The organism is Okeania sp., assembly GCF_035285525.1.
Lineage (GTDB): Bacteria > Cyanobacteriota > Cyanobacteriia > Cyanobacteriales > Microcoleaceae > Trichodesmium.
This window is the reverse complement of record NZ_JAYKGW010000031.1, coordinates 1-22844: the sequence shown is the minus strand read 5'-3', so window position 1 is coordinate 22844 and position 22844 is coordinate 1. Positions and strand designations below refer to the sequence as shown.

Below are 22844 nucleotides of genomic sequence, written 5' to 3'. Positions count from 1 at the left end.
CAGTTGTTTTTCTTCTTTTCTGCTCCCTGTTCCCTCCATACCTGTTCCCTGTTCCCTGAAAAAACTAATCACGGAAATGGCCGAAAGTGGTGAGTATTCCAGATGCCAAGCACTATGCCAAAACACTACCTATGGGCTATAGGTGAAGGAATCAAAACCTATCGGCCAGGACAAATAATAGCAGATCGCTATCAAGTTGAGCAGAGTAAGATATTACTTGATACTCAACCACAAAAAATGCCCGAAATGCCTCAAGAAATTCCGGGTAAAATAAGGCCATATCTAAAATTATTTTCCTATCGACTTCATATTCCTCAAGTTTTTGGACTGGTTTCCTTACCATCCAACCAAAAGGCCAAAAAAATTTGGCTGTTAGAAGGGGGACCAATAAATCTAGAAACAGCTAGCTTGATGCCACAAATAACTACAGTATGGGCAAATGCTACACCGATGCGACAGCTAAACTGGTTGTGGCAAATAGCTCAACTTTGGCAACCTTTAATTGTACAACAAGTAGGTTCTAGTTTACTAAATCCAGAAAATCTGCGAGTAGAAGGGCAGTTAGTACGTTTATTGGAACTACAGCCAGATAAAAAACCTGTGACATTGCAGCATTTGGGTCGATTATGGCAGAAATGGGTGAAGAATGCTCAACCAGGAGTAGCAAAATTTTTGAAACAACTGTCCGAGCAAATGATGACAGGTGAAGTAGAAAATGCTGATTTATTAATAACACAGTTAGATAACGCCTTACAAGCATTGGGGCGATCCCAGGTTCGGAGCATTCATATTACTACTGCTACAGATACTGGACCAAGTCGTGATCACAATGAAGACGCTTGTTTTCCACCTAGTAAAACACTGATTAGTTATCCACCTAGTTCTAATACTGTAGCCATTGTATGTGATGGTGTTGGTGGTCAAGATGGGGGCGAAAGAGCTTCTCAGTTAGCAATTCAAGTTTTGTCTGAACAATTGGAAAAGATTCCTAAAAATGAAGATTCTGTAACTATCAGTACGAAGTTAGAAGAATTTGTTTGTATGGCTAATGATGCTATTTGCGATCAAAATGATAATGAGCAACGCCAAGGTCGTCAGCGGATGGGAACTACTTTAGTGATGGCACTTGCGAATTTGCATGAACTCTACATTAGTCATATAGGAGATAGTCGTGCTTATTGGATTACTCCCAACAGATGTTATCAAGTTACTGTAGATGACGATATTGCTAGTCGTCAAGTTAGGTTAGGTTATTCTCTATATAATGATGCCATTCAACAAGTTGCATCAGGTGCTTTAACGCAAGCTTTGGGTATTACTAACTCCATGAGTCTATATCCTACAGTGCAACGTTTTCCGATAGATGAGGATAGTATTTTCTTGATCTGTTCTGATGGTTTAAGTGATAAAAATAGGGTAGAAGAATGTTGGCAAACAGAAATATTGCCATTATTTTATGGAAAGGTTGATTTAGCTACGGTTAGGGATAGATTAATTAAAATTGCTAATAGCAAAAATGGGCATGATAATGTGACAGTAGGTTTATTGCATTATCGGGTTACTGCTAGAAGTCAGGCAACAGAGCTATCACTCCCACCTATAGAGATTAAGTCTGCACAGTTAAAAAAACTATCTATTGAGTCTAAAAATCAAACTGTTATGTTTGACTTAGAATCTAAAAATCGGTGGTTTTATCTTTTAGGAATTTTTATCCTTCTGGGATTAGGTGGAGTATTGGTATTTTTGCTAAGTCCTATAGTCAAAGATTTAATCGAAGTTATAGCACCAAGACAAAACATTTCTGATAATGTTGAGAATAGGAAAGAAAAACCTGATTTCTTACCAAGTCCTACATCTACATCTTCTAAGAGTTTATCTTTAGATGTAAATTCATTCATATTGATTGGCGATCGCAATTCTTCAGCAAATAAGTTAAACTTAAATAAACCGATTAAGTTACGAACTAATACCAGAGGAAATATTATTAAAGGTATAGTTTCTCAAGGTAGTATCCTAAAAGTAACGAGAAAAATTATTCAGTCTGAAGAAGCTTGGTTAGAATTAGAGGTCTGCTCAGTTACAGAATCATTAAATAGCGAGCAAGAAGTTATTGATTATTTACAGCCAAAAGATAGAGGTTGGATTCAAAAATTGAACATAGAAAGTCGTCTAGATATTGTTAATTATTTTGATGGAAATTCAGAACAATATGGAAATTCAGAACAATTAGGTGAGTGTGCTATAGATTTCTTGCAAAGGTAAAAGTTTTGAAGTTTTTGGATGGAAATGGTTAGTTGGTAAAGGGTTTGGAGTAGAGGGTTTGGAGTAGAGGGTTTGGAGTAGAGGGTTTGGAGTAGAGGGTTTGGAGTAGAGGGTTTGGAGTAGAGGGTTTGGAGTAGAGGGTTTGGAGTAGAGGGTTTGGAGTGGAGGGTTTGGAGTAGAGGGTTTGGAGTAGAGGGTTTGGAGACCAAACCCCTACGGTAATGCTATAATCCAATCATTATTCTATTAAAACCCTACATTGATGAAATTTTTCTGTGGAGTAATTTTCAGCGCTCTAATTTTTATCTCTTTAGCACAAGTTGGTCAATCATTAACATCTCAACCAATAACTACCTCGGAACAGTTAAGCATTTTTCAAGCAGTTATTCTGGGAATGGTACAAGGATTAACAGAATTTATACCTATCAGTAGCACTGCTCACCTCAAAGTGGTTCCTGTGGCTCTAGGTTGGGGAGATCCTGGTGTAGCTTTTACAGCAGTTATTCAATTAGGCAGTATTGTTTCAGTTGTGTGGTATTTTTGGGATGACTTGACAAAAATCACATTTGGTGCTTATAAATCTCTTCTAAAATCTGATTACCAGTCCCCAGATTTTAAAATGGCACTTGGCATTGCTATTGGTACTTTGCCAATAGTATTTTTTGGATTATTAATTAAAATATTTATTCCAGATTTTGATAACTCCCCACTGCGCAGTACAGTAGCGATCGCTATTGCTTCTATAGTTATGGCTTTATTATTAGGTATTGCTGAAAAAATTGGCAGTCGAAAACGTAATTTTGAAGAATTAGATATTAAGGATGGTATCCTGATGGGTATAGCCCAAACTTTGGCATTAGTTCCTGGGGTATCTCGCTCTGGCTCAACTATTACGGGTGGTTTGTTTATGGGATTAGAAAGAGCGACGGCGGCCAGATTTTCTTTTTTATTGGGTCTTCCAGCAATTACTTTGGCAGGTTTAGTGGAATTGAAAACTCTCTTGGATGAAGGGTTTGGAGGTGTAGGTTTAGTTCCGACTATTGCTGGTATTATTTCTGCTATATTTTTTTCTTATGTAGCTATTGCTTGGTTGATTAAATATTTACAAACCCGAAATACTTGGATATTTGTTTGGTATAGATTAGCTTTTGGGGTATTAATTTTAGGAGCGATCGCTGGTGGTATTTTGGAGAATGTTTAACAGTATTTTTATCAAAAGTAGGGGCGGGTTTCACCAGTTAGTTAACGAGTTTTTACATAAAGTTAGCTAAACCCGCACCCTCCACATTTACCCGTTCATAACATATTTTGATGTTTTAGAAAAGAGGGCGGGTTTCACCAGTTAGTTAACGAGTTTTTACATAAAGTTAGCTAAACCCGCCCCCCAAATTTACCCGTTCATAACATATTTTGATGTTTTAGAAAAGAGGGGGGTTTCACCAGTTAGTTAACGAGTTTTTACATAAAGTTAGCTAAACCCGCACCCCACATTTACCCGTTCATAACATATTTTGATGTGGTAGAAAAGAGGGCGGGTTTAGGTAAGTCTGAGATGAAACCGGAAAATTTCTGTTCAAACCCGCCCCTACAGTATTTTTTATCAAAAGTAGGGGCGGGTTTCACCAGTTAGTTAACGAGTTTTTACATAAAGTTAGCTAAACCCGCACCCACCAAACATTTACCACCCTACGATAGATTAATTATTCATTATCAATTATTAATTATTAATTAACCATTAGGACATTGCTTGAATAATAAAGTCAAAGTAAGGAGCAGTTTCCTTAGCATCCTCTTGATCAAGTAAAGCCAAACTTGCTTCCTTTAAACAACGAATTGACTCTACCATTCCTGGAACAGGTACACCCAAGGAATTATACATTTCCCGAACCCCAATCAAACCAATACTTTCAATAGGGTCTTTATCTCCAGCTAATATCCCGTAGGTAATTAAACGTAAGTACCAACCATAGTCCCGGAGACATAAGGCACGCTCACGTTGACCAAAGGCGTTACCTCCAGGAGCAATGAAGTCTGGACGTCTACGCCATAACTCTTTACTAGCTTTCTCCACAATTTTCTTTTCATTTTCAGAAAGCACCCTAGCGATATTGACACGCTGCTCACCTGTTTTCAAAAAAGTATTTATGGATTGAAGTTCCCCACTGCTGGGGTAACGTAATTCATCGTCTGCTTTGAGAATAACTTGACTAACTACACTCATAATTATGGAAAATTTACTGAATAATATTTTATTTTAGCTATTTACGTCTTTCCTGGTCATCAAATTTTATGAAGAAGTTAGTGGACATCAACCAGCAAAAATCGGCCAATTTAGTTTGGCAACAAGGTCAGCTAGTAGAAATAACTATCACAGATTTAACAGATAATGGTGATGGAGTGGGTCGTTATGACCAAAAAGTGGTATTTGTCCCGGATACAGTTCCTGGCGATCGCCTCGTAGCTCGTCTGACAATTGTCAAATCTAAATATGCTTATGGAAAATTACAGAAGCTTTTGGAAAAATCTGACGAGCGGATTAAGCCTCATTGTATTGTGGCGGACAAATGTGGTGGGTGTCAATGGCAACATATTAGTTATGAGTATCAGCTTGAAGCTAAACAAAATCAGGTGATTCAAGCTTTAGAAAGAATTGGCGGATTAGAGTTACCGAAGGTGGGGTCTATTTTACCATCTCCATCGCCTTTTGGATATCGTAATAAGGTGACATATCCTCTGGGTATTTCTACTACGGGTCAAGTTAAGGCGGGATATTATCAGAAGGGTAGTCATAAGTTAATTAATTTGAATCAATGTCCGATTCAAGATGAACGTTTAAATCTTTTACTTAAAGAAATTAAGGAGGATATTGGTAGGCAAGGATGGGAAATATATGATGAACAAAAACATATAGGAATTTTACGTCATTTATCTTTGAGGATAGGAGAAAAAACGGGGGAAATTTTATTAACTTTGGTGGTTAATGGGAGTAAGGAAAATACAGAAAAGTTATTGCCTGGTATTAAAGTTGAAGCTGAAAAATGGTTGTCAAATTATTCTCAGTTAGTGGGTGTTTGTTTGAACTATAATTCTCAACCAGGAAATACTATTTTTGGAAAGGAAACTGTTGGTATTGCTGGTCGGTTTTATCTGGAGGAAAAGTTTGGAGGTTTAAATTTTCAATTAACTGCTGATACCTTTTTTCAGGTAAATACAAAAGCAGCAGAAAAATTAATGGAGGTTATTCTTGAAAATTTGGTTTTGAGTGGTTCAGAAATTATTGTTGATGCTTATTGTGGAGTTGGTACTTTTACTTTACCTTTGGCAAAATATTTACAGGATATTAGTGATAATAATTTTCTGGAAATAGGAGATATAAAAAGTTCGGTTATTGGTTTAGAAGTACAACCAGTTGCTATCGAACAAGCTAGATTTAATGCCGAAATTAATAATTTGAAAAACGTAGATTTTTATGTAGGAAAAGTTGAGAAGTTGTTGCCTCAGTTGGAAGTTAAACCAAATGTAGTTTTATTAGATCCACCGAGGAAAGGTTGCGATCGCTCAGTTTTAGAGACATTATTAGAAATTTTACCAGAGCGTATTATTTATATTAGTTGTAAACCTGCTACCTTGGCTCGTGATTTAAAATTTCTCTGTGGAACTGGTGAATATTATTTGCAGAAAATACAACCAGCAGACTTTTTTCCTCAAACTTCTCATGTTGAGTGTGCGACATTTTTGGTGAGGAAGGAAGAAGGAAGAGAGGAGAAGGAGGAAGGAGTAAGAAACTAAAGTAGATGAGTCTATAGTTTATTGGCAAAGGAGAACCCACCCCTAACCCCTCCGGTGGAGGGGAACTTAACCTACTCCTAACTTCTGAGGGTTTGGCCTCCAAACCCCTACAGTTGATTTCTTATGGCTATAGTACAAATTTGGATTGCTCTATTCCAGAATTTTAATTGTAGAATTTTCTAGAAAAATTTATGGTTAGTATTAACACTGACATACAGTTTGAAATTCTGCCATTATTATAAGTGTAAGTAAATTTTAAATTTGAGGATTATTAAATGAGTTTTTCCATTCAATCTCTATATACTTGGTATCGCAATATTATTCGTAACCCTAAATATCGTTGGTGGGTTATTCTGGGAACCTTAGCTTATGTACTAAGTCCTTTTGATATTTCTCCAGATTTTATTCCAATTGTAGGACAAATTGATGATGTGGCTATTGTCACTCTTTTAGTTGCAGAAGTGTCTCAGATGGTAATTGATTTTATGAAATTACGTCAGGGTCAAGATACCACAGTAGCATCTAATGTGAATAACCAAGACTCAACTGCTACTGATAATACAGTTGATGTAAATGCAGTTTCTATGCCAGAAATGCAAAAAGAAAAAGAAGCGTAAAGAGATAGTGCTTTCTACTGGCTGTGAAGTACACCCGTCGCGGGCAAGATGCCCGCACTACAAGATTTTGACTATTTACCTTGTACATCTGAATAGAGCCCTGTAGGGACGTTACATGCAACGTCCCTACAGGCTTATGATTATTTCTCCCCACACTTCCCACACTCCTCAAGACGTGGGTTGATTTTTTTTGGGAAAAATGGTAGAAATCCAAAAGTATTTCTGAGGAGCAGGGACTATAGCAGTTTAAGCAAAGGGCGCGGAAATTTCTAAATCCTAAAACTCTTTAAATATTCTGCTGTTCCCTGTTCCCTCCATACCTATTCCCTAGCGCGTAGCGCTCTATAATTATGAAATTTAGTGAACTTGCCAGTAAACTTGGTTCTGAGATAGTTGCTTCTAGTCTGGAAAAAATAAATACTCTCGATCCAGATCTTCAAAGTATAGCTGCAATAGATGAAGCAGAAATAGGTACTCTCAGTTATATTGAAGGAGCAAAATTTGCTAGTTATCTAGAAACGACAAAAGCTAGTGCTTTAATTTTGCCAATGGATGAAACTCTACAAAATTTGGCAAATGAACGTGGTATAAGTTGGTTGTCTAGTAAAAACCCTAGATTATTATTTGCTCAAGCGATCGCTATTTTTTATCAACCTTTTCAACCTACTCCAGAAATTCATCCTACTTCTGTAGTTCACCCGACAGCAAAAGTTGGTAAAAATGTTTATCTTGGCGCTCATGTTGTGATTGAAGCGGGGGTAAAAATTGGTGATAATGTTTGTATTTATCCGAATGTAGCGATCTATCCAAATGTGGAAATTGGAGAAAATACGATTTTACACGCTAACTGCTCGATTCACGAAAGGAGTCAGATCGGTAAAGGTTGTGTCATCCATAGTGGAGCAGTTATTGGAGGAGAAGGTTTTGGTTTTGTTCCGACTGCCAAGGGTTGGTTGAAGATGGAACAGTCTGGCAAAGTTGTATTAGAAGATGGGGTGGAAGTTGGAAGTAACACTACCGTTGACAGACCTGCGGTGGGAGAAACTAGAATAGGTCAGAATACTAAGTTAGATAATTTAGTACAGATCGGTCATGGTTGTAAAATTGGGAAAAATTGTGCTTTGGCAGCTCAAGTTGGTTTAGCTGGTGGCGTGAAACTTGGGGATAATGTGATTTTAGCAGGTCAAGTAGGAGTTGCGAACCAGGCAAAAATCGGAAATGGAGCGATCGCTACTGCTCAAGCGGGTGTTCATAATGATATTGCTGCGGGAGAAATTGTTTCTAGTAGTCCGGCAGTTCCTAATAAGATTTATTTGAAAGCTTCTGCTATTTATAAACGTTTACCAGAAATTTATCAATCTGTCAAACAGATGCAAAAAAAATTAAACTTGAGATAGCGGAAGAAGGTAGAAGGGTTATATCAAATTCGGTAGTATCGGTGTAAAAAGATAGGGCTTAGGCAAATACCACACATTTAGCGTTAAAAACTATAACGTTATACTTTTTAAACTCTATAATAATGCCTTTGGGTAAGTCCTGAAAGAGTTTGGGAAGTATGGGAAGTGTGGGGAGATTTGACAATGATTGAAGATCAAACATTTTGCATACCGAAAATATGGTGATTTGAAAGAAGAAAAAACGCTCAACTTTTTGCAGAATGGCTTAATTCAGAAAGGGAGGAAATTTTACAACTTATTGATAGAGGAGATTTAGGCAGACCACAATTACTGCTGAAGCGATCGCTCATAAATGGCATTGGAATAATCACGAAACTTACTTAAAAAATCAAAGAGGAAGACAACTTTTAAAACAGACTATTTATGTTGCCTATGTTAATCAAATTTCTATTGGTCATATAGAAACAATTATAGCTAAAAATCTACAGGATGATGATAATGAATGGAATAAACTTTATGTTGGTAAAACATGGGCATTGTGCTGTTATTTATATGTCATTCCTGAAGAAAGAGGAAAAGGATATGGAACTCGGATAGTAAAACAAGCCTGTAATCAAGCAATTAATAATGGAGTAGATTTAGTATCATTAATTGTAGCCAAAGATAATTATAAAGCCAGAAAATTTTATAATAATGTTGGTTTCAATAGACATCTCCTCCAAATGAGGGAACAGGGAACACTAGATATGTGGGAACAGGAAGAAATAATTGATAATTTATGGATAAGAATTGATTTAATTTTTTATTTTTGGAGATGTCTAATGAAGCTCAAACAAAGATTCTTAAATCTGGTCAGGAATTTATTGTTAGTGAATATCAAATATATCATCAATATCCCAAGAAATAATTCATATAAAAAGAAGAGAATTTTTCTGTTAAATAAATCAACTAAAATTCCAAAAATCAGCCCTTTTTATCATACATAGAAAAATATTATGGCAGCCAAGGATAGATTCCATGATGTAGTAAAATCTGCTTTACAAAAGGAGGGTTGGAACATTACCCACGACCCTCTCTACATTAATTTTGCTGAAGTTGAAATTTATATTGACTTGGCAGCAGAAAAACTTTTAGCAGCAGAAAAAGATGGAAAAAAAATAGCGGTTGAAATTAAAACCTTTCTCAAACCTTCGGCAGTTTCAGAATTTCACACAGTTTTGGGACAATTCCTTAACTATCGTTTTGCCCTTCAGACAGAAGAGCCAGGACGAACACTGTACCTAGCTATCCCTCTTGCAGTTTATGAGACCTTTTTTGCTCGTCGTTTTGTGCAACTTATTATTCAATAATATCAGTTAAAATTGATTATATTTGAGCCAATAAATGAGGAAATTATCCAATGGAAAAACTAGACGAATATAGACAAATTATCAAAGAAATTCTGACTGAATATAGCAGTCATAAACCAGCTTATGGTGAGGTAGAATCAGAATTAATTTTTGATACGGAAAGAGACCGTTACCAACTTGTTCATACAGGATGGAATAAACATCGTCGTATTTATGGTTCGACTATTCATATTGACTTGATAAATGACAAGATTTGGATTCAAAATGATGGTACGGAAGTTGGTATTGCTAATATTTTAGTTGAACGTGGTGTATCTCCAAAAAATATTGTTTTGGCTGATCATGCGCCTTATATGAGAGAATATACTGATTTTGCTGTATGTTAAATCGTAAGCATTCAGCAGTCAGCTATTGCTTTTATAGCAATGTGCGCACTTAATATTTACAAATTGCAGGAGGTGCCCAAGCAGCTCAAATCTTTATATTATAGGCAATTTATTCTCCCAGTTAAGTGTTCCCTCCATACCTGTTCCCTGCGTGCAGCGCTATAGTTTGAGATAAAAGCTTTATGATACGGTTCCCGATAAATCAGAAGTTTTTCTGACTACAAAATTCAGCTTTTAAGCCTATATTCGTTTAAATTTCCTCCTGAAAATTGAGGTCTTTCTTGCTGATAACTGAAAGCTAATAGCTGAATGCTTACGTTAAATCTAAGCATTTAGCTGATAGCTGATGGCTAATAGCTGAATGCTTACATTATAATTAATTGTTAATCTTGAACTATTAAAATATTAGTAAAAATGCTAAAAATTAAAAATTTACTCCTAACTAGCACTAGCAGTTTTTTTTACCTCTATCTTTCAACTTATTGTTTAGCAGAAACTCCTAAATTTTCTCAGTTTACTCTCAGAAAAACAACTATAAATATTATTGCTCAAAAAAGTAAAACAGAAACAGACAGTGAAACAGAAACTGACAGTAAAATAGAAACTGAGAATAAAACAGAAACTGAGAATAAAACAGAAACTGAGAATAAAACAGAAACTGAGAATAAAACAGAAACTGAGAGTAAAACAGAAACTGAGAATAAAACAGAAACTGAGAGTGAAATAGAAACAGAGGAAGAATTACAAGCTCCAGATATATTTTCTCCTAATCCCCTAGAAAGCACTGAACCAGACCCATTATTACCAAACCCCCCGACGACAGGAATTTTAACTGGAGAAAGACGAGAAGAACTTTCTCAGGAACTTGATAGACTTAATTTTGAAGCAGCAACATTATTAGCAGCAGGAGAAACAATTAAAGCTTTTGCAACTTGGAATAGAGAATTACGTTTGCGTCGTTATCTTGGTAAAACAGAAGAATTAGTAGCTCTATCAAGAGTTGCTCAAATAGCATGGAATAATAATCAAAAATTGCAGATTCAATGGATTACAAAAAGACTGGATATTCTCCAACCAGAAATTCAAGAAGAAGAACCTCCAAATTTGGAATTATTACAAGCATTAGGTTCGGCATTTAATACTGTTCGAGCTAAAGAACAAGCTATTAATGTTTATCAACAACTGATTGTTGAAGCTAGAAAAAAAGAGGATATTACGACACTAAAAAAAGCTTTAACCGATTTAGGACAAATACATTTGAATTGGTTGGATTATGATAATGCAGCGATCGCTTATGAAGAATTATTAGAAGTTCAGCAGCAAAGTAGTTTGGAAATATCGGAAATAGAAATAACAAATCCTACTGTAGATAGTAATTTGGAAAAGGCAAATACTCTCCGACAATTAGCTTTTATTTATAGTCAAGGAGGGAAGTATTTACAAGCAATTGTCGCTAAAGAAAGGTTAATAGATTTTTATGAAGGCGAACAAAATATTGCTCAAATTCCAGAGATAAAAATATCTATTGCTAGAGATTATGAGGAACTTGGTCAACTTAATCTTGCTAGTCAATACTATCAAGAAGCTTATAGTATTGCTCAATCTATTCAACAGTTTTTGAGTGCTAGTAATGCTTTAGAAAATTTAGCTAAACTATATCTTTCTCAGGATAAAAAAGAGGCAGCAATTGAAATTTATAAAGTGCAATTATTGATGGATCAACAACTTGTTAATGTTTATGGAATGATGGAAACTTATGATAGGATGGGGCAAGTTTATGCACAGTTAAATGCTTTTGGTTTAGCATTATCATCTTTTGAAAAAGGTTTAGAATTATCCAGACAATTGGGTGGATATCGAGAAAATTATTTTTTACAAAAGTTGGATAAGTTAAATAGAAAGAGAAGTAATTGAAGAATTGTCAAGGATTGAAATCCTTGGCTAATAGCTTAAGTTATATATAGTAATTACCCAGATTTGATATATAGAAGATTCGATTTTGATGAGATGCCCTGATGGGAGAAAGATGCACGGTTGGTTCCCGAAAAATCCCACTGATTTGACTTTATTTTTATTTCCTGAAATCTTCAGTTATAATGTTACTATAAATGATTATAAATCTACTTCTTGCTAAACAATTATGAAATTTATCAGCCCGAAAATTGATTATGCTTTTAAAAAAATATTCGGCTCTAATCAATCTCAACAAATACTTATCAGTTTTCTGAATGCCATTATTTATAATGGTGAAAATATCATCCAATCTTTAACAATTAATAATCCCTATAATCCGGCTAAAATAGAATCTTTAAAAGATACTTATTTAGATATTCGAGCCACATTATCTGACAATTCAATAGTAATTATTAAAATGCAAGTTTCTCCGATGCAAGCCTTTGAGAAACGGGTGGCTTATAATTTGTGTAAAACTTATGCTAATCAATTAGAAAAAGGTGAACTTTATTTTCTGCTAAATCCAGTAATAGCTGTGACAATTACTGATTTTAATATGTTTGATATTGCTCAACTTCCGGAAGCAATCAATAGATTTGTGTTTAAAGATAAGAAAAAAAATGTTGATTATATAGAGGATGATTTACAATTAATATTTGTGGAATTGCCAAAATTTCAGAAAAAATTAGAGGAATTAGAGAGTTTAATTGATAAGTGGATTTTCTTTTTAAAAGAAACTGCTGGTTTGGATATAATTCCCGAACCTTTAAAGGAAGTACCAGAAATTGAAAGTGCTCTAAATATTGCAAATAGAGCTAATTATAGTAGACAAGAATTAGAGGAATTTGATAAACGAGCAATGATGTTGCAAGATGAAAGAGGGAAAATAAATTATGCTAAAGAAGAAGGTAGAGCTGAAGGAAGAGTAGAAGGCGAATTAAAAATAGTAATGTCTTTAATTAATCAACGTTTTGGAGAGGTTGATAAAGAGATTAGCGATCGCCTTTCTAATTTAAAGAGTGAAAATTTAGAAAGTTTAGTTAAGGCACTTTTTGATTTTAATAGTTTAGATGATTTATTGACTTGGTTGGATAATCTATAAATTTAGTTGAGGTTTCAAACATCTTGGTTAAAGTTTGAAACCTCTAAAATCTTACTGAAGAAAGCCAATAATTACTAGCACAAAATTTAGCAAATTCTATTGAAGTTTGATCAGGAACTCTAGAGGAAATAAAGAATGTTATTAATGAACTTATTGATAAAACAGAAGCTATTAGAAAATTAATAGATACAAAAACAAAAGGTAAGCAGTCAGTTCTTAGTTTTTTAATGAATGAAGTAAGTCAAGCGCTTTTTCAACTTCTACTTTTCAACTATATATCTGAGCTTTTAACCCATATAATTTATAGCCGGAAATTATAGATGTTTTTCAGAAGCTGATAGCTATTAGCTGGCTGCTAAATGCTGACAACAAAAGAACTGCCAAAAAAAGGTGTATTCAGCAAATTTTCCTATCTGATAAAAGGAGTTGGCAAATAATATTAAAGATGAAAAAATCATCTTGAAAGAATAGTTAAAATCATCGAATTTTAACTCAATTTTCTCAGATGTAAATAGGCGATCGCTAACTTTATCTGACAATTATTCCCCTAAAAACACATCCTCATAAATTAAATCTAGAGGACAACTAAAATTAACACTTTTCAACTCAATATTATCCCCTTCATGATAGGAATAAAACTCCCAAACTCCCTTTTCATTCAACCGAAAACATTCAATCATTATTTCATTAGCACTCACCAAAACATATTCTTTCAAAGTAGAAATGCGACGATAATTTTGAAACTTTTTTCCTCTGTCAAAAGATTCTGTTCCTGGAGATAAAACCTCAATAATTAAACAAGGATATTGAATCGTTTTTCTTGCCTTTTTATCTCGTTCATCACAACTAACCATGACATCAGGATAAAAAAAATTGTCCTTGTTCAGATATTTCCACCTTTGCATCTGCTACTAAGACTTTACAACCTTTCCCGCGCAAATGATTTTTTAATGCTGTTGTCAGATTAGCAATAATCTCACTGTGGGGAATAGTCTCCCCAGTCATCGCTATAACTTCACCGTCAATATATTCATGTTTAATCGGTTGTTTTTCCTCCCATTTCAAATATTCTTGGGCAGTAATATATTGAGAATTTTTAATTGCAATCATAATTAATGGATAATGAATAATGAATAATGAAAACTATCTCTAATTGTCAATTGTTTTTGATTAAACTATAGCTAATATGTAAGCATTCAGCTATCAGCTTTTGAAGGAAATCTATAATTTACGTCCATAAATATAGATATTAAACGTCATATATATGGTTAAAAAGTAGAATTTAAAAGAGTGCTTGCCATTGATTTTTATTGCGCTTGAGCTAATAGCTGAATGCTTACGCTAATATTATATAATATAACAGTAAAAATAGCAGAGTAAAATTTAATGATAGCTAACCAAAATCAATTCTATGTTTCTCCAGAAGACTATTTAGCAGGAGAGAGAGCAACAAAGTCCGATTAAATATGAGTATAGACGAGGCCAAATTTATGCAAGAGTAGGGGTTTCTTTACCCCATGTTGTTATTGCTAGTAACTTAGTCAGATTATTAGGCAATCATCTTCTGGATAATGACTGTATTGTACTTCCTTCTGATATGAAAGTTCGACTAGAAGAAGCTAATTGTTATTATTATCCTGATGTGGTAGTAACTTGTGATCAACGAGATTTAAGTTCAACTGAAGACTTTATTCTTTATCCGTCTTTAATCATAGAAATTTTGTCTCCCAGCACAGCTAAATTTGATAGAGGAGGCAAATTTACCGATTATCAAACAGCTACAAGTTTACAAGAATATGTATTAATTAATCAGTCTGAGATGAGTATAGAATGTTTTCGGAAAAATGAACAAGGAATTTGGATTTATCAAACTTATAAAAGAGGAGAAAAAGTTGATTTTGCTAGTGTAGATTTGAATTGTGAAATTGAATTAATTTATCAAAAAGTTTCTGGTATTTAAGCATTCAGCAGTCAGCCATCAGAAGAGTGCTTTTTGTGAGTGTTAAAAGTCCGCCTTTATCAGAGGTATTTAGGGGTATTATCAAGGAGTTGGCAAATAATATCAGACATGGAAAAATCATCTTTAAAGAATAGTTGAAATTAGATAATTTCCCATCAATTTTATTTGAGGGAAATAGGCGATCACCAACTCTTACTCCTCTTCCCGCACTCTGCTTTTTTAAGTAAACCCTATTGTTAGGTTTCGTTCCATGCTTCGCAACGAAGTGCGCGAACAACCCAACCTACGCTTGATTAACTGATAACTGAAATTGGCGATCGCTATCTTAAAATTCCGGTGCCCACACCTCAACAACAGGTAATTCCGACCCTGGTAACACTTATGCAACTTCTAAAACATCTCCATCCCTAAGCACAATTTTCTCACTATTGGGGCGATAAACTTCCATTGTGCCAGTGCGGGGCCTACTAATACTCCGACCTTAGTGCCGTAAGTTAGAAACTCTTGAATTTTTTCTCGGAGTTTGGTTACAGAATCAGTTCTAGATTTAACTTCAAAAAATTAAGTCCGGTACCGATATCCGCATAATTTTCCGTAGTTTGAGGTAAGCGATCGCTCCGAATAAAAGCAGCATCGGAGGCACGAACATCTGCATTTGGGAAACGAAAACCCCCACTGGAACCTGTAAACCTGCCTAATTTTTGAGGTCGCACCCAGTTGCGTAACTGTGCAGCTATTTCTATCCCTACTTCTTCTGACTCTAAACCTGACGGACTCAAAACGGTAATTTCTCCTCTGACTAATTCCATTTGGTGTTTTGGGTGTTCGGTTGTGAATTTTTCTAAGTCCTTGATTGTTAGATTTGACATCGTTACTCTTTCCTAAAATATTTTAATGATAACTCTCTAGAGATGTTTATGCAGCTCTCTTACTTTGTGATTTACTAAGCAAGGGGATTGCCAAATTACCGGATTTAGGGGTATTCATCTAATCAACTGAAAACTTCTGCTCCAATTCTTGATATTTAGACACTTCAATAATCTCTTCAAATTTCTGGAACGTCACAATATCCCTTAACCCCGCTGTAGTTCCATTTTCAAATAATTGACGATAACAGTTTATCATCGCTTTAGTAGCAGAAAACAATCCCGACAAAGGATAAACCACAATTTTAAAACCCATTTCTGCCAACTTCTCATCCGATAAAACCGGAGTTTTACCACCCTCAATCATATTGGCAAACAAATAGACATCCTTAAAAGCAGCAGCGATCGCCCGCAAATCTTCTACAGACTGAGGCGCTTCAATAAAAATCACATCCGCACCCGCTTCTGCACAAGCACGTCCCCGCTTAATCGCTTCATCCAAACCCAGTGGCGCTCTCGCATCAGTCCGAGCAATAATCACTAAACCACTATCACCCCTAGCATAAACCGCCGCTTTAATTTTCTCAATGTGTTCTTCCATGGGAATAACTCGCTTACCATTAAAATGACCACACTTTTTCGGCCATTCTTGGTCTTCTAAAATAATTCCGGCAACCCCCATATTCACAATATCGGTAACAGTTCTAATCACATTTAATGGGTTGCCATATCCAGTATCAATATCTGCCACCAAAGGTATATTCACCGACTCAGTAATACGTCCTACACTGTACAGCATTTCTGTAGCAGTGAGAAAACCATAATCAGGACGACCAAGAGTGGAACCAGAAATTCCAAATCCACTGGTAAACACAGCCGAAAATCCTATTTGTTCGACAATTTTTGCCCCAATACAATCATACACTCCAGGCAGCACCAAAGTTCCTGGTTGTTCTAATATTTGACGTAATTTTTTGCCTGCAGTCATCACATTCTCCTCACATAAATTATGATAAAATTTTATACCAAATTCCGCCAGTGAAAAATCGTCCTGGGGTTTAACTGTTGGTGTCTGTCACCAAGGTGGGGTAACACTGCTTCTATTCCCTGTTTCCTACCTTAATGTCACGATAAATTTTAACGCCTACAGGACTTATATCATGTCCGGATAATCAGCAATCAAAAATTTTTATCCCTTTCAACCAATATCCCCTTTTGTCTCCCCCTTTTCAAAGGGGGGTTCAGGGGGATTCCCTATGTAACTATTCAACCGGACATCATATTAGGCAGAAACCGGGTTGATCAAATAAATTGCGTGACTTCAACAAGATTATGGCAATAAACCCGTTTTCTTGGTTGGTTTGCCTAACTCCTGGCCTATTTACTTAAGCGTTTAGTAATTTGTTTAATAATGCCACTGAGAATAGCACCTCCCATCAAAATGCCAATAGCTGGAGTAAAGACTGGTTCCCATAATTTATGCCAAATATCCAGACCTAAAGATACTCCAGAATAACGACCAATAACTGCGATCGCAAACCAGGCAAAACCAATTATTACCAAAAATACATCTACTACTAAAAATATATCTAACCAGTTAAGTAATTTATCTTTCATTATTAATAAAGATTAAATATTATAATTTATACCAAATCCAGTTCTTAAAAAGGTATTTGAGCAAATTTCTTTCTCATCATTTATTTATATCATGTCCGCATCAGCAGCGGTCAAAAAAATTTCTCCCATAATCACCTTTTCTTTCCTTCTGCCTTTTGCCTTACTTCTATTTAACCGGACATGATATTAGTATTCAAGCTGACATGGTACCATTACTTTTATTGTATATTGATTATACTTAATACCTAAATATTTAATCAGATTATGGTTAGTTATACCTTACCTCAGAATCCAGATACAATTATAACTATTAGGGGTAGAGACTCAGAAAAGGCCCGTCAGAAAGCTATGGATAAGCTTGTGGAAATGATGGACGCTGGTGAAATACCTATAGAATTAGAAAATGGATTTAGTCCAGAACAGTTTATTGAAGTCAAAGAATCAAAAGAATCAAAAGAAGCGGTGTCTGAGGAAGAAGATGCTGTAGCTCAGGCAGTCCAAATACTTAGTGATTTTGCCGCACTGAAAATGAAGGTTGTAGAGTCTAGGGAAGAGGCATTAAAAATTCGTTCTGCAATTGAGGTACTATTTACAGATGAACCTGTAACAGTTGAAGAAATTGCTAATCTTAAAGATGGTTTTAAGACCCTGAAAATTTTTGCTGTGGCTAATTTACGCTATAGAGAGGCCAGAGAAAGAGCAGAAGAAGCTCGTGTGGTTTTAGATGAAGCACTTAAATCTCACGAACCAGAATTAAAGCAGTCTCGTAAGTCAAGTAAGTAATTATTAATTAATAATTAAAATTACCTCTTTTTACAGCAAATTATTGTAGGGCAGGTCGGTAATCCCCCAAAAATATACTTTCGCAATGTTACCAAGAAACCAGGTTTATGACTGTGATATTGTTGCTCAAAACAGGAAATCTCCTATTCTAACCCAATTTATGGGTAAGTCCTGCTTAGTTTTTTGGTAATTTCAATTATAATTATTAGTATCTTATAGGGGAACATGAGGACTGATTTGATCGTCTAATCTAAGATTAGTCAGAATTGGCTGCTGAAAAAGTCTGACAGCAGATTTCGGCGAAATGAAGTACAGGGTAAATGGTAAAAGTCTTCTCAATGCGATCCGGAAAGCTCGCTTGAGTGTACCTCACGGGCAACGGAAAGCGCTATATGAGTAAGGGTAGGAGCCAGGAGTCAGGAGTCAGGAGTCAGGATAAATGGGAGTTATGGAGTAGGTAGTCAGAAGAAAAGTCCCTTAATTTTTCTGTCTATAAGTTACGCCAAAATGCTTGCTTTTGTTCAGCTCTATCAACGGAAAAGTTGGTACTTTTTCCACATCGAAAACTGTTCAAATCTTTATCTGTAATGCTTTGAAACTTAATCGGCAAACCCTACTTGCTTATGCTAAGTAATAATGGATAATTGATAATTAATCCATAAGCAGAAATAAAGAAATAAGATTTCCCCACTTGACTTGTTTCAATCCTCTTAGTTTTAATCAGAGCTAGAGGTAATTAATAATTAAGATTTGCTGAAAAAACCTTTTGGTAGGGGGTAGAATTCAAGAATTAGGAGAAACGAGAATTTAGAGGAAGTAGAAGTAAGAATTGTCCCTTAATTTTTCTACTATAGTGAGCCTTTAAATACTAACAGGACTTACGCTGTCACCCTAGATATAGTGCTTAAAACCCCATAAGCAATAGTTTTTTAAATCTATATATAGTACCTCCCTTGTAAGTCCTGACTCAATTTTTGCACCTGAGAGACCTAAAAACTAGCAATTTTTTCTACCTAAAAAGGCGGAAAACTTTATCTGTAAAGGCTTTAATATTTAATCAGCAGAGCAAGAATTAGAGATATTTTTCATTATCAATTATTCATGGTTTAAAACCCATAAATGTTGGTATACCATATCAAAAAATTGTGATCTGAATCATAAAAAAAAACCAGATATCTCACATAAATATAAAGATGAGAGTCACTGAAACTGATTGAATAATAATTGATACTAGGTATCACAATAAATCAAATAAAACCTGTTTGAGATTTTTTTTAAGATAATACTGGAGAAAATATTTTATTATGCATGCAAAACAAGCTCAATTAATTAAATTCTTGAAGTGGGAGTTGTCTATCCCAGATTCCGCGATCGCTACTGCTTTAAGACATCAGGAAGAAGATAATTATCAATTACCGATGATATTGTGGCAATATGGTCTGGTAACCTTGAAGCAATTAGACCAAATATTTGATTGGTTAAAGATGGCTAGTTTTTAATCAATTGCCTTTTTTTACCACCTAGAGACCAATTATTTCCCAGAAAACATAAGTTAATAACCTAATATTTTAGGAGGTTTGAATTGGGTTTAAAACCAAGACACATTGGAAACAGAAAATTAAATAAAAACTTTACATTTAATCAAGGAGTATCTCGGCTATTTTTTTCAAAAAGATACTCTTTTTTTTGGGGAAACAAAAAGAAGGAAGTAGGGACGTTACTGAATAATTAATAATTAATAATTAGGGTTTGCACTTCTTCAGTCTTTTTACGAAGGTGGGGAATAGGGAGTAGGTAGAAACCCTCTTATCCAACGTCCGTACAGAGTCAAGAGGAATCAGGAGTTGTAGAAGACATAACTTGGAAAAATTATCCCTTACCAACTCTGCATAAATCTTAACCAAATACTCATTGAGGGAGCATTTGGGACTGAAAATTAGGTACTTTTTTCTACCTAAAAAAGGCTTAAACTTTTATTTGTCAATGCTTCTATTTTTAATGAGCAGAGCAATAATTAATAATTAATAACTCGACAGTGCAAAGTTCTGAGAATAACTATTGCTAGCTAAAGCTTTCAGTTATCTAAAAGTTAGAAACTTTCTCTTGAGAATTGTAGGTTGTGTAAGCCTATCTCCGCCAGTAATAGTTTAACCTTAAAAGCAAATATTTTTTTAGGAGAACTTTGTACTCTCCAGTAAAATATGCTTTATGGGATAATAAACCTGATTTCTTAGTTTTAGGGTAAACACTTATTAAATCAAATTCAAAAATGACAAAAGAAACTATCGAGACAGTCGTCAACTCTTATTTTACAAATATGGCAGCGATGAATGCTGAAGCATGGGTAGAAAACTTTACGGAAGATGGGGTTACTTATGACCCTGTAGGTAAACCACCCAGCAATATCCAGTCAGACTATCAAAAATTTTTTGGGTTATTATCAATGATTTTTGCCAAATTAGAATTGACACCCGATAATATATTTATTGTGGATAATGGAGCAGCAGTTAAATGGACGATGCGGGGAGAAGGTAAAAATGGTAAGCAGGGAGTTGCAGAGGGAATTAGTGTATTTGAGATTAATGAAAATGGTAAAATTAAACAAGTATCTTCTTATTGGGATGACGCTGCAATGATGGCTCAAATCAAATAATGTGGAATAATTTGTATAATTAGGGCTTGCTGAATAAATCTAGAAGTATTGACAAACAAAAGTCTGAGGCTTTTTATATCTGGAAAAAGTACGAATTTTTTCTGTCAAAAAAGGTCAAAAACTAAGGATTTTACATTAAATAAGACAGAACGATTAAGAAACTATTTTTTTAACTATTTCTTCTGTAAGTACCCTAAATCCTTACTCTTAACTACTCCCTACCTTAACAAAAAGACTTTTTCTGCAAACCCTAATTAATTTTGTAGAGTAGATATTTTAACTATTCATTATATTTTTGTTTTGAGCAGGAGATGTCTATTCCATCTAATATTTGTCTTACTTTTCAGTAATGGGAAGGAGATAAAAAAATAGGGAACTAATGATTTTTTAGTTCTCTATTTTTCATTGACACTTGAATCTATAATTTGCTTTAATAGTACCAACAATTTCTAGATTCCTAATTCAATTGTAAATCCTTCTTCAGATTTATCACCATTTAAGTTATTCTCTTCTACGGGGTTTTCTAATGGAGTCTTATCTGGGTTAACAGGAATAGAGAATCCGGGAACTACTTCTACTGTTTGCTGTTGACGACGCAGCTCATAAGTTTTAATTCTTTTAGTAGTAGGATTACTAGATTCTGAGGGAGCAATAAAGATACGGTAATTATCATCATTAATAATTGATCTATCTTCTACTGTTCTGAGAGAATCTCCAGATATAGTTGCTCCTGTTGGAATATTATTGGATTGTGCTTTAGCAATAGTTGTCAAAGATACTAAAACTGCACTAATACCCAAGATAGTTATAATTTTCTGCATAATTTATTTGCTTTTAAGTTTATATAGGTAGGACTTACGCAGAAACCGGGTTTATCAACAAAATTTCCTGGTTTGAGCAACAATATCACCGCAATAAATCCAGTTTCTTGGTTGCTTTGCATAAGTTAGGATTTATATTTTTTTAGAACTTACGCATAAGGTAGGAAAAAAAGGGGTTTGAGATTGCTTCCCGACTGTCGTATCCGACGAAAATACGTTGCAGTTGTGTAAGTCCTATTTTTATTGTACTCTATCAATCCTCAAAAATGCTCAAAAAATTGTTAAAACTCCTCTAAACTATTTGCTAATGCCACCCATTCTTGGACACTTAAATCTTCTGCACGACTTTGAGAATTAACTTTTAATTTTTCTAAAATTCCGAATAGGCGATCGCGCTCCACAACTGCTTTAAGATTATTTCTCAACATTTTCCGTTTACTAGCAAAACCTAATTTGACTAAATTTTCCATTTGTTTGGGATTATTTGCTTGGGGTTCTATTAATTGAGGTCGTATTCGTATTACTGCAGAATCTACTTTTGGAGGTGGATAAAATGCTTTAGCTGGAACATCACAAATAAATTCACAGTTGGCTAAATATTGAATTTTTACTGATAGGGAACTATAAGCTTTGGAATCTGGTTTTGCACAAATTCTATCTGCTACTTCTTTTTGTAATAATAAGACGATTAAATCATAAGAATTAGTTAGAGGTTGGGCGATGGTTCCTAATAGTTTTTCTATAATTGGTCCGGTAATATTATAAGGTATATTAGCGACAACTTTATGAGGATTTTGGAATGCAGGAAATTGTGCTAAATTTGTTTCTAAATCTAGGGATAAAAAATCTCCTTGTAACAATAAAAAATTTTCTACTCCGCCAATTTTTTTAACTAATTTTTGACATAAATCTCTATCAATTTCGACAGCAATAACTGCATCTACTAGAGGTAATAAACGATGAGTGAGGATACCTGTACCCGGACCAATTTCTAGGATGCGATCGCTTTTGGATAGTTCGGCAGCTTGAACAATTTTATTCAAAGCTTTGTCACTTCTTAGCCAATGTTGAGCAAATCTTTTTCGAGGTTGAATCATTTTAGTTAAGGGAATAGGGAATAGGCAATAGGCATTTTTTTTACGCTTCAGAAAGCATAATAAACAGTTGTTCGTGAGCCATAAATCACCAATAATAAAGGTTGAAATTCCGTTAAGGGAATAGGCAATAGGCAATAGGCATTTTTTTACGCTTCAGAAAATATAATAAACAGTTGTTCGTGAGCCATAAAT

At 34.8% G+C, this 22844-nt stretch carries 23 protein-coding genes; 14 read left to right on the top strand and 9 right to left on the bottom strand.

What is annotated here, in order from left to right; translation table 11 throughout:
* Positions 1-114 precede the first annotated feature (114 nt).
* Both VKJ25_RS03330 and VKJ25_RS03325 read left to right on the top strand, forming a co-directional pair.
* A complete protein-coding gene (locus tag VKJ25_RS03330; RefSeq protein WP_324235205.1) occupies positions 115-2262 on the top strand; it encodes a protein phosphatase 2C domain-containing protein in 2148 nt (715 codons plus the stop codon).
* A gap of 262 nt (positions 2263-2524) precedes the next feature.
* Entirely contained in the window at positions 2525-3463 is a 939-nt protein-coding gene (locus VKJ25_RS03325; RefSeq protein ID WP_324235204.1) for an undecaprenyl-diphosphate phosphatase, read from the top strand.
* 534 nt (positions 3464-3997) lie between these two features.
* Here VKJ25_RS03325 and VKJ25_RS03320 read toward each other — a convergent pair.
* Positions 3998-4483: an allophycocyanin subunit alpha-B gene (locus VKJ25_RS03320; protein WP_324235203.1), complete on the bottom strand. Its 486-nt coding sequence runs from the start codon at positions 4481-4483 to the stop codon at positions 3998-4000.
* A gap of 68 nt (positions 4484-4551) precedes the next feature.
* On the opposite strand from VKJ25_RS03320, the gene rlmD reads away from it, so the two are divergent.
* From rlmD to VKJ25_RS03285, 8 genes are all read left to right on the top strand, one after another.
* Positions 4552-6051 carry a 23S rRNA (uracil(1939)-C(5))-methyltransferase RlmD gene (gene rlmD, locus VKJ25_RS03315; protein WP_324235202.1) on the top strand — a complete coding sequence of 500 codons (1500 nt, stop codon included), beginning with the start codon at positions 4552-4554 and terminating at the stop codon, positions 6049-6051.
* Positions 6052-6326: 275 nt separating this feature from the next.
* Positions 6327-6668 (top strand): YkvA family protein, encoded by a 342-nt coding sequence (locus VKJ25_RS03310; protein ID WP_324235201.1) that lies wholly within the window; start codon positions 6327-6329, stop codon positions 6666-6668.
* A 350-nt stretch (positions 6669-7018) separates the two neighbouring features.
* On the top strand, positions 7019-8065 hold the full coding sequence (lpxD, locus tag VKJ25_RS03305) for a UDP-3-O-(3-hydroxymyristoyl)glucosamine N-acyltransferase (RefSeq protein WP_324235200.1): 1047 nt from the start codon (positions 7019-7021) through the stop codon (positions 8063-8065).
* A 326-nt stretch (positions 8066-8391) separates the two neighbouring features.
* Complete coding sequence (locus VKJ25_RS24435; protein WP_375340296.1) at positions 8392-9051, top strand: GNAT family N-acetyltransferase; 660 nt, start codon at positions 8392-8394, stop codon at positions 9049-9051.
* A 9-nt stretch (positions 9052-9060) separates the two neighbouring features.
* Positions 9061-9414 carry a XisH family protein gene (locus tag VKJ25_RS03300; RefSeq protein WP_324235199.1) on the top strand — a complete coding sequence of 118 codons (354 nt, stop codon included), beginning with the start codon at positions 9061-9063 and terminating at the stop codon, positions 9412-9414.
* A 50-nt stretch (positions 9415-9464) separates the two neighbouring features.
* A complete protein-coding gene (locus tag VKJ25_RS03295; protein WP_324235198.1) occupies positions 9465-9800 on the top strand; it encodes a XisI protein in 336 nt (111 codons plus the stop codon).
* A gap of 414 nt (positions 9801-10214) precedes the next feature.
* Positions 10215-11714, top strand: a complete 1500-nt coding sequence (locus VKJ25_RS03290; protein WP_324235197.1) for a tetratricopeptide repeat protein — start codon at positions 10215-10217, stop codon at positions 11712-11714.
* Positions 11715-11940: 226 nt separating this feature from the next.
* A complete protein-coding gene (locus VKJ25_RS03285) occupies positions 11941-12855 on the top strand; it encodes an Rpn family recombination-promoting nuclease/putative transposase (RefSeq protein WP_324235196.1) in 915 nt (304 codons plus the stop codon).
* Positions 12856-13199: 344 nt separating this feature from the next.
* Here the strand turns inward: VKJ25_RS03285 and VKJ25_RS03280 are convergent, their stop codons facing one another.
* From VKJ25_RS03280 to VKJ25_RS03270, 3 genes are read right to left on the bottom strand one after another with little or no spacing between them, the layout of a single operon-like run.
* Positions 13200-13394 carry a hypothetical protein gene (locus tag VKJ25_RS03280; RefSeq protein WP_324235195.1) on the bottom strand — a complete coding sequence of 65 codons (195 nt, stop codon included), beginning with the start codon at positions 13392-13394 and terminating at the stop codon, positions 13200-13202.
* Positions 13395-13709, bottom strand: coding sequence for a Uma2 family endonuclease (locus tag VKJ25_RS03275; protein ID WP_324235194.1), 315 nt, complete (start codon positions 13707-13709; stop codon positions 13395-13397).
* 4 nt (positions 13710-13713) lie between these two features.
* Positions 13714-13965 (bottom strand): Uma2 family endonuclease, encoded by a 252-nt coding sequence (locus VKJ25_RS03270; RefSeq protein WP_324235193.1) that lies wholly within the window; start codon positions 13963-13965, stop codon positions 13714-13716.
* A 349-nt stretch (positions 13966-14314) separates the two neighbouring features.
* On the opposite strand from VKJ25_RS03270, the gene VKJ25_RS03265 reads away from it, so the two are divergent.
* Complete coding sequence (locus VKJ25_RS03265) at positions 14315-14815, top strand: Uma2 family endonuclease (protein WP_324235221.1); 501 nt, start codon at positions 14315-14317, stop codon at positions 14813-14815.
* A 527-nt stretch (positions 14816-15342) separates the two neighbouring features.
* On the opposite strand, the gene VKJ25_RS03260 is transcribed toward VKJ25_RS03265, so the two are convergent.
* From VKJ25_RS03260 to VKJ25_RS03250, 3 genes are all read right to left on the bottom strand, one after another.
* Positions 15343-15684 (bottom strand): Uma2 family endonuclease, encoded by a 342-nt coding sequence (locus VKJ25_RS03260; protein WP_324235192.1) that lies wholly within the window; start codon positions 15682-15684, stop codon positions 15343-15345.
* Positions 15685-15802: 118 nt separating this feature from the next.
* Positions 15803-16669 (bottom strand): isocitrate lyase/PEP mutase family protein, encoded by an 867-nt coding sequence (locus VKJ25_RS03255; protein WP_324235191.1) that lies wholly within the window; start codon positions 16667-16669, stop codon positions 15803-15805.
* Between the two features lie 389 nt (positions 16670-17058).
* Positions 17059-17298, bottom strand: coding sequence for a hypothetical protein (locus tag VKJ25_RS03250; protein WP_324235190.1), 240 nt, complete (start codon positions 17296-17298; stop codon positions 17059-17061).
* A gap of 264 nt (positions 17299-17562) precedes the next feature.
* Here VKJ25_RS03250 and VKJ25_RS03245 point away from each other — a divergent pair, with 264 nt between their 5' ends.
* The 3 genes from VKJ25_RS03245 (at position 17563) to VKJ25_RS03235 (ending at position 20734) form a co-directional block, all read left to right on the top strand.
* A complete protein-coding gene (locus VKJ25_RS03245; RefSeq protein ID WP_324235189.1) occupies positions 17563-18081 on the top strand; it encodes a hypothetical protein in 519 nt (172 codons plus the stop codon).
* 1304 nt (positions 18082-19385) lie between these two features.
* On the top strand, positions 19386-19580 hold the full coding sequence (locus VKJ25_RS03240; RefSeq protein ID WP_324235188.1) for a DUF2949 domain-containing protein: 195 nt from the start codon (positions 19386-19388) through the stop codon (positions 19578-19580).
* Between the two features lie 770 nt (positions 19581-20350).
* Positions 20351-20734, top strand: coding sequence for a nuclear transport factor 2 family protein (locus tag VKJ25_RS03235; protein ID WP_324235187.1), 384 nt, complete (start codon positions 20351-20353; stop codon positions 20732-20734).
* A 449-nt stretch (positions 20735-21183) separates the two neighbouring features.
* Here VKJ25_RS03235 and VKJ25_RS03230 read toward each other — a convergent pair whose 3' ends face one another.
* Together VKJ25_RS03230 and rsmA are read right to left on the bottom strand one after the other, a co-directional pair.
* A complete protein-coding gene (locus tag VKJ25_RS03230) occupies positions 21184-21555 on the bottom strand; it encodes a hypothetical protein (protein ID WP_324235186.1) in 372 nt (123 codons plus the stop codon).
* Positions 21556-21836: 281 nt separating this feature from the next.
* On the bottom strand, positions 21837-22652 hold the full coding sequence (gene rsmA, locus VKJ25_RS03225) for a 16S rRNA (adenine(1518)-N(6)/adenine(1519)-N(6))-dimethyltransferase RsmA (RefSeq protein WP_324235185.1): 816 nt from the start codon (positions 22650-22652) through the stop codon (positions 21837-21839).
* Between the last annotated feature and the right edge of the window lie 192 nt (positions 22653-22844).

Coding starts and splice junctions, on each gene's coding strand:
- VKJ25_RS03330 (WP_324235205.1), top strand. CDS start 115: ATGCCAAAACACTACCTATGGGCTATAGGTGAAGGAATCAAAACCTAT.
- VKJ25_RS03325 (WP_324235204.1), top strand. CDS start 2,525: ATGAAATTTTTCTGTGGAGTAATTTTCAGCGCTCTAATTTTTATCTCT.
- VKJ25_RS03320 (WP_324235203.1), bottom strand. CDS start 4,483: ATGAGTGTAGTTAGTCAAGTTATTCTCAAAGCAGACGATGAATTACGT.
- rlmD (WP_324235202.1), top strand. CDS start 4,552: ATGAAGAAGTTAGTGGACATCAACCAGCAAAAATCGGCCAATTTAGTT.
- VKJ25_RS03310 (WP_324235201.1), top strand. CDS start 6,327: ATGAGTTTTTCCATTCAATCTCTATATACTTGGTATCGCAATATTATT.
- lpxD (WP_324235200.1), top strand. CDS start 7,019: ATGAAATTTAGTGAACTTGCCAGTAAACTTGGTTCTGAGATAGTTGCT.
- VKJ25_RS03300 (WP_324235199.1), top strand. CDS start 9,061: ATGGCAGCCAAGGATAGATTCCATGATGTAGTAAAATCTGCTTTACAA.
- VKJ25_RS03295 (WP_324235198.1), top strand. CDS start 9,465: ATGGAAAAACTAGACGAATATAGACAAATTATCAAAGAAATTCTGACT.
- VKJ25_RS03290 (WP_324235197.1), top strand. CDS start 10,215: ATGCTAAAAATTAAAAATTTACTCCTAACTAGCACTAGCAGTTTTTTT.
- VKJ25_RS03285 (WP_324235196.1), top strand. CDS start 11,941: ATGAAATTTATCAGCCCGAAAATTGATTATGCTTTTAAAAAAATATTC.
- VKJ25_RS03275 (WP_324235194.1), bottom strand. CDS start 13,709: ATGGTTAGTTGTGATGAACGAGATAAAAAGGCAAGAAAAACGATTCAA.
- VKJ25_RS03270 (WP_324235193.1), bottom strand. CDS start 13,965: ATGATTGCAATTAAAAATTCTCAATATATTACTGCCCAAGAATATTTG.
- VKJ25_RS03260 (WP_324235192.1), bottom strand. CDS start 15,684: ATGTCAAATCTAACAATCAAGGACTTAGAAAAATTCACAACCGAACAC.
- VKJ25_RS03255 (WP_324235191.1), bottom strand. CDS start 16,669: ATGACTGCAGGCAAAAAATTACGTCAAATATTAGAACAACCAGGAACT.
- VKJ25_RS03250 (WP_324235190.1), bottom strand. CDS start 17,298: ATGAAAGATAAATTACTTAACTGGTTAGATATATTTTTAGTAGTAGAT.
- VKJ25_RS03245 (WP_324235189.1), top strand. CDS start 17,563: ATGGTTAGTTATACCTTACCTCAGAATCCAGATACAATTATAACTATT.
- VKJ25_RS03240 (WP_324235188.1), top strand. CDS start 19,386: ATGCATGCAAAACAAGCTCAATTAATTAAATTCTTGAAGTGGGAGTTG.
- VKJ25_RS03235 (WP_324235187.1), top strand. CDS start 20,351: ATGACAAAAGAAACTATCGAGACAGTCGTCAACTCTTATTTTACAAAT.
- VKJ25_RS03230 (WP_324235186.1), bottom strand. CDS start 21,555: ATGCAGAAAATTATAACTATCTTGGGTATTAGTGCAGTTTTAGTATCT.
- rsmA (WP_324235185.1), bottom strand. CDS start 22,652: ATGATTCAACCTCGAAAAAGATTTGCTCAACATTGGCTAAGAAGTGAC.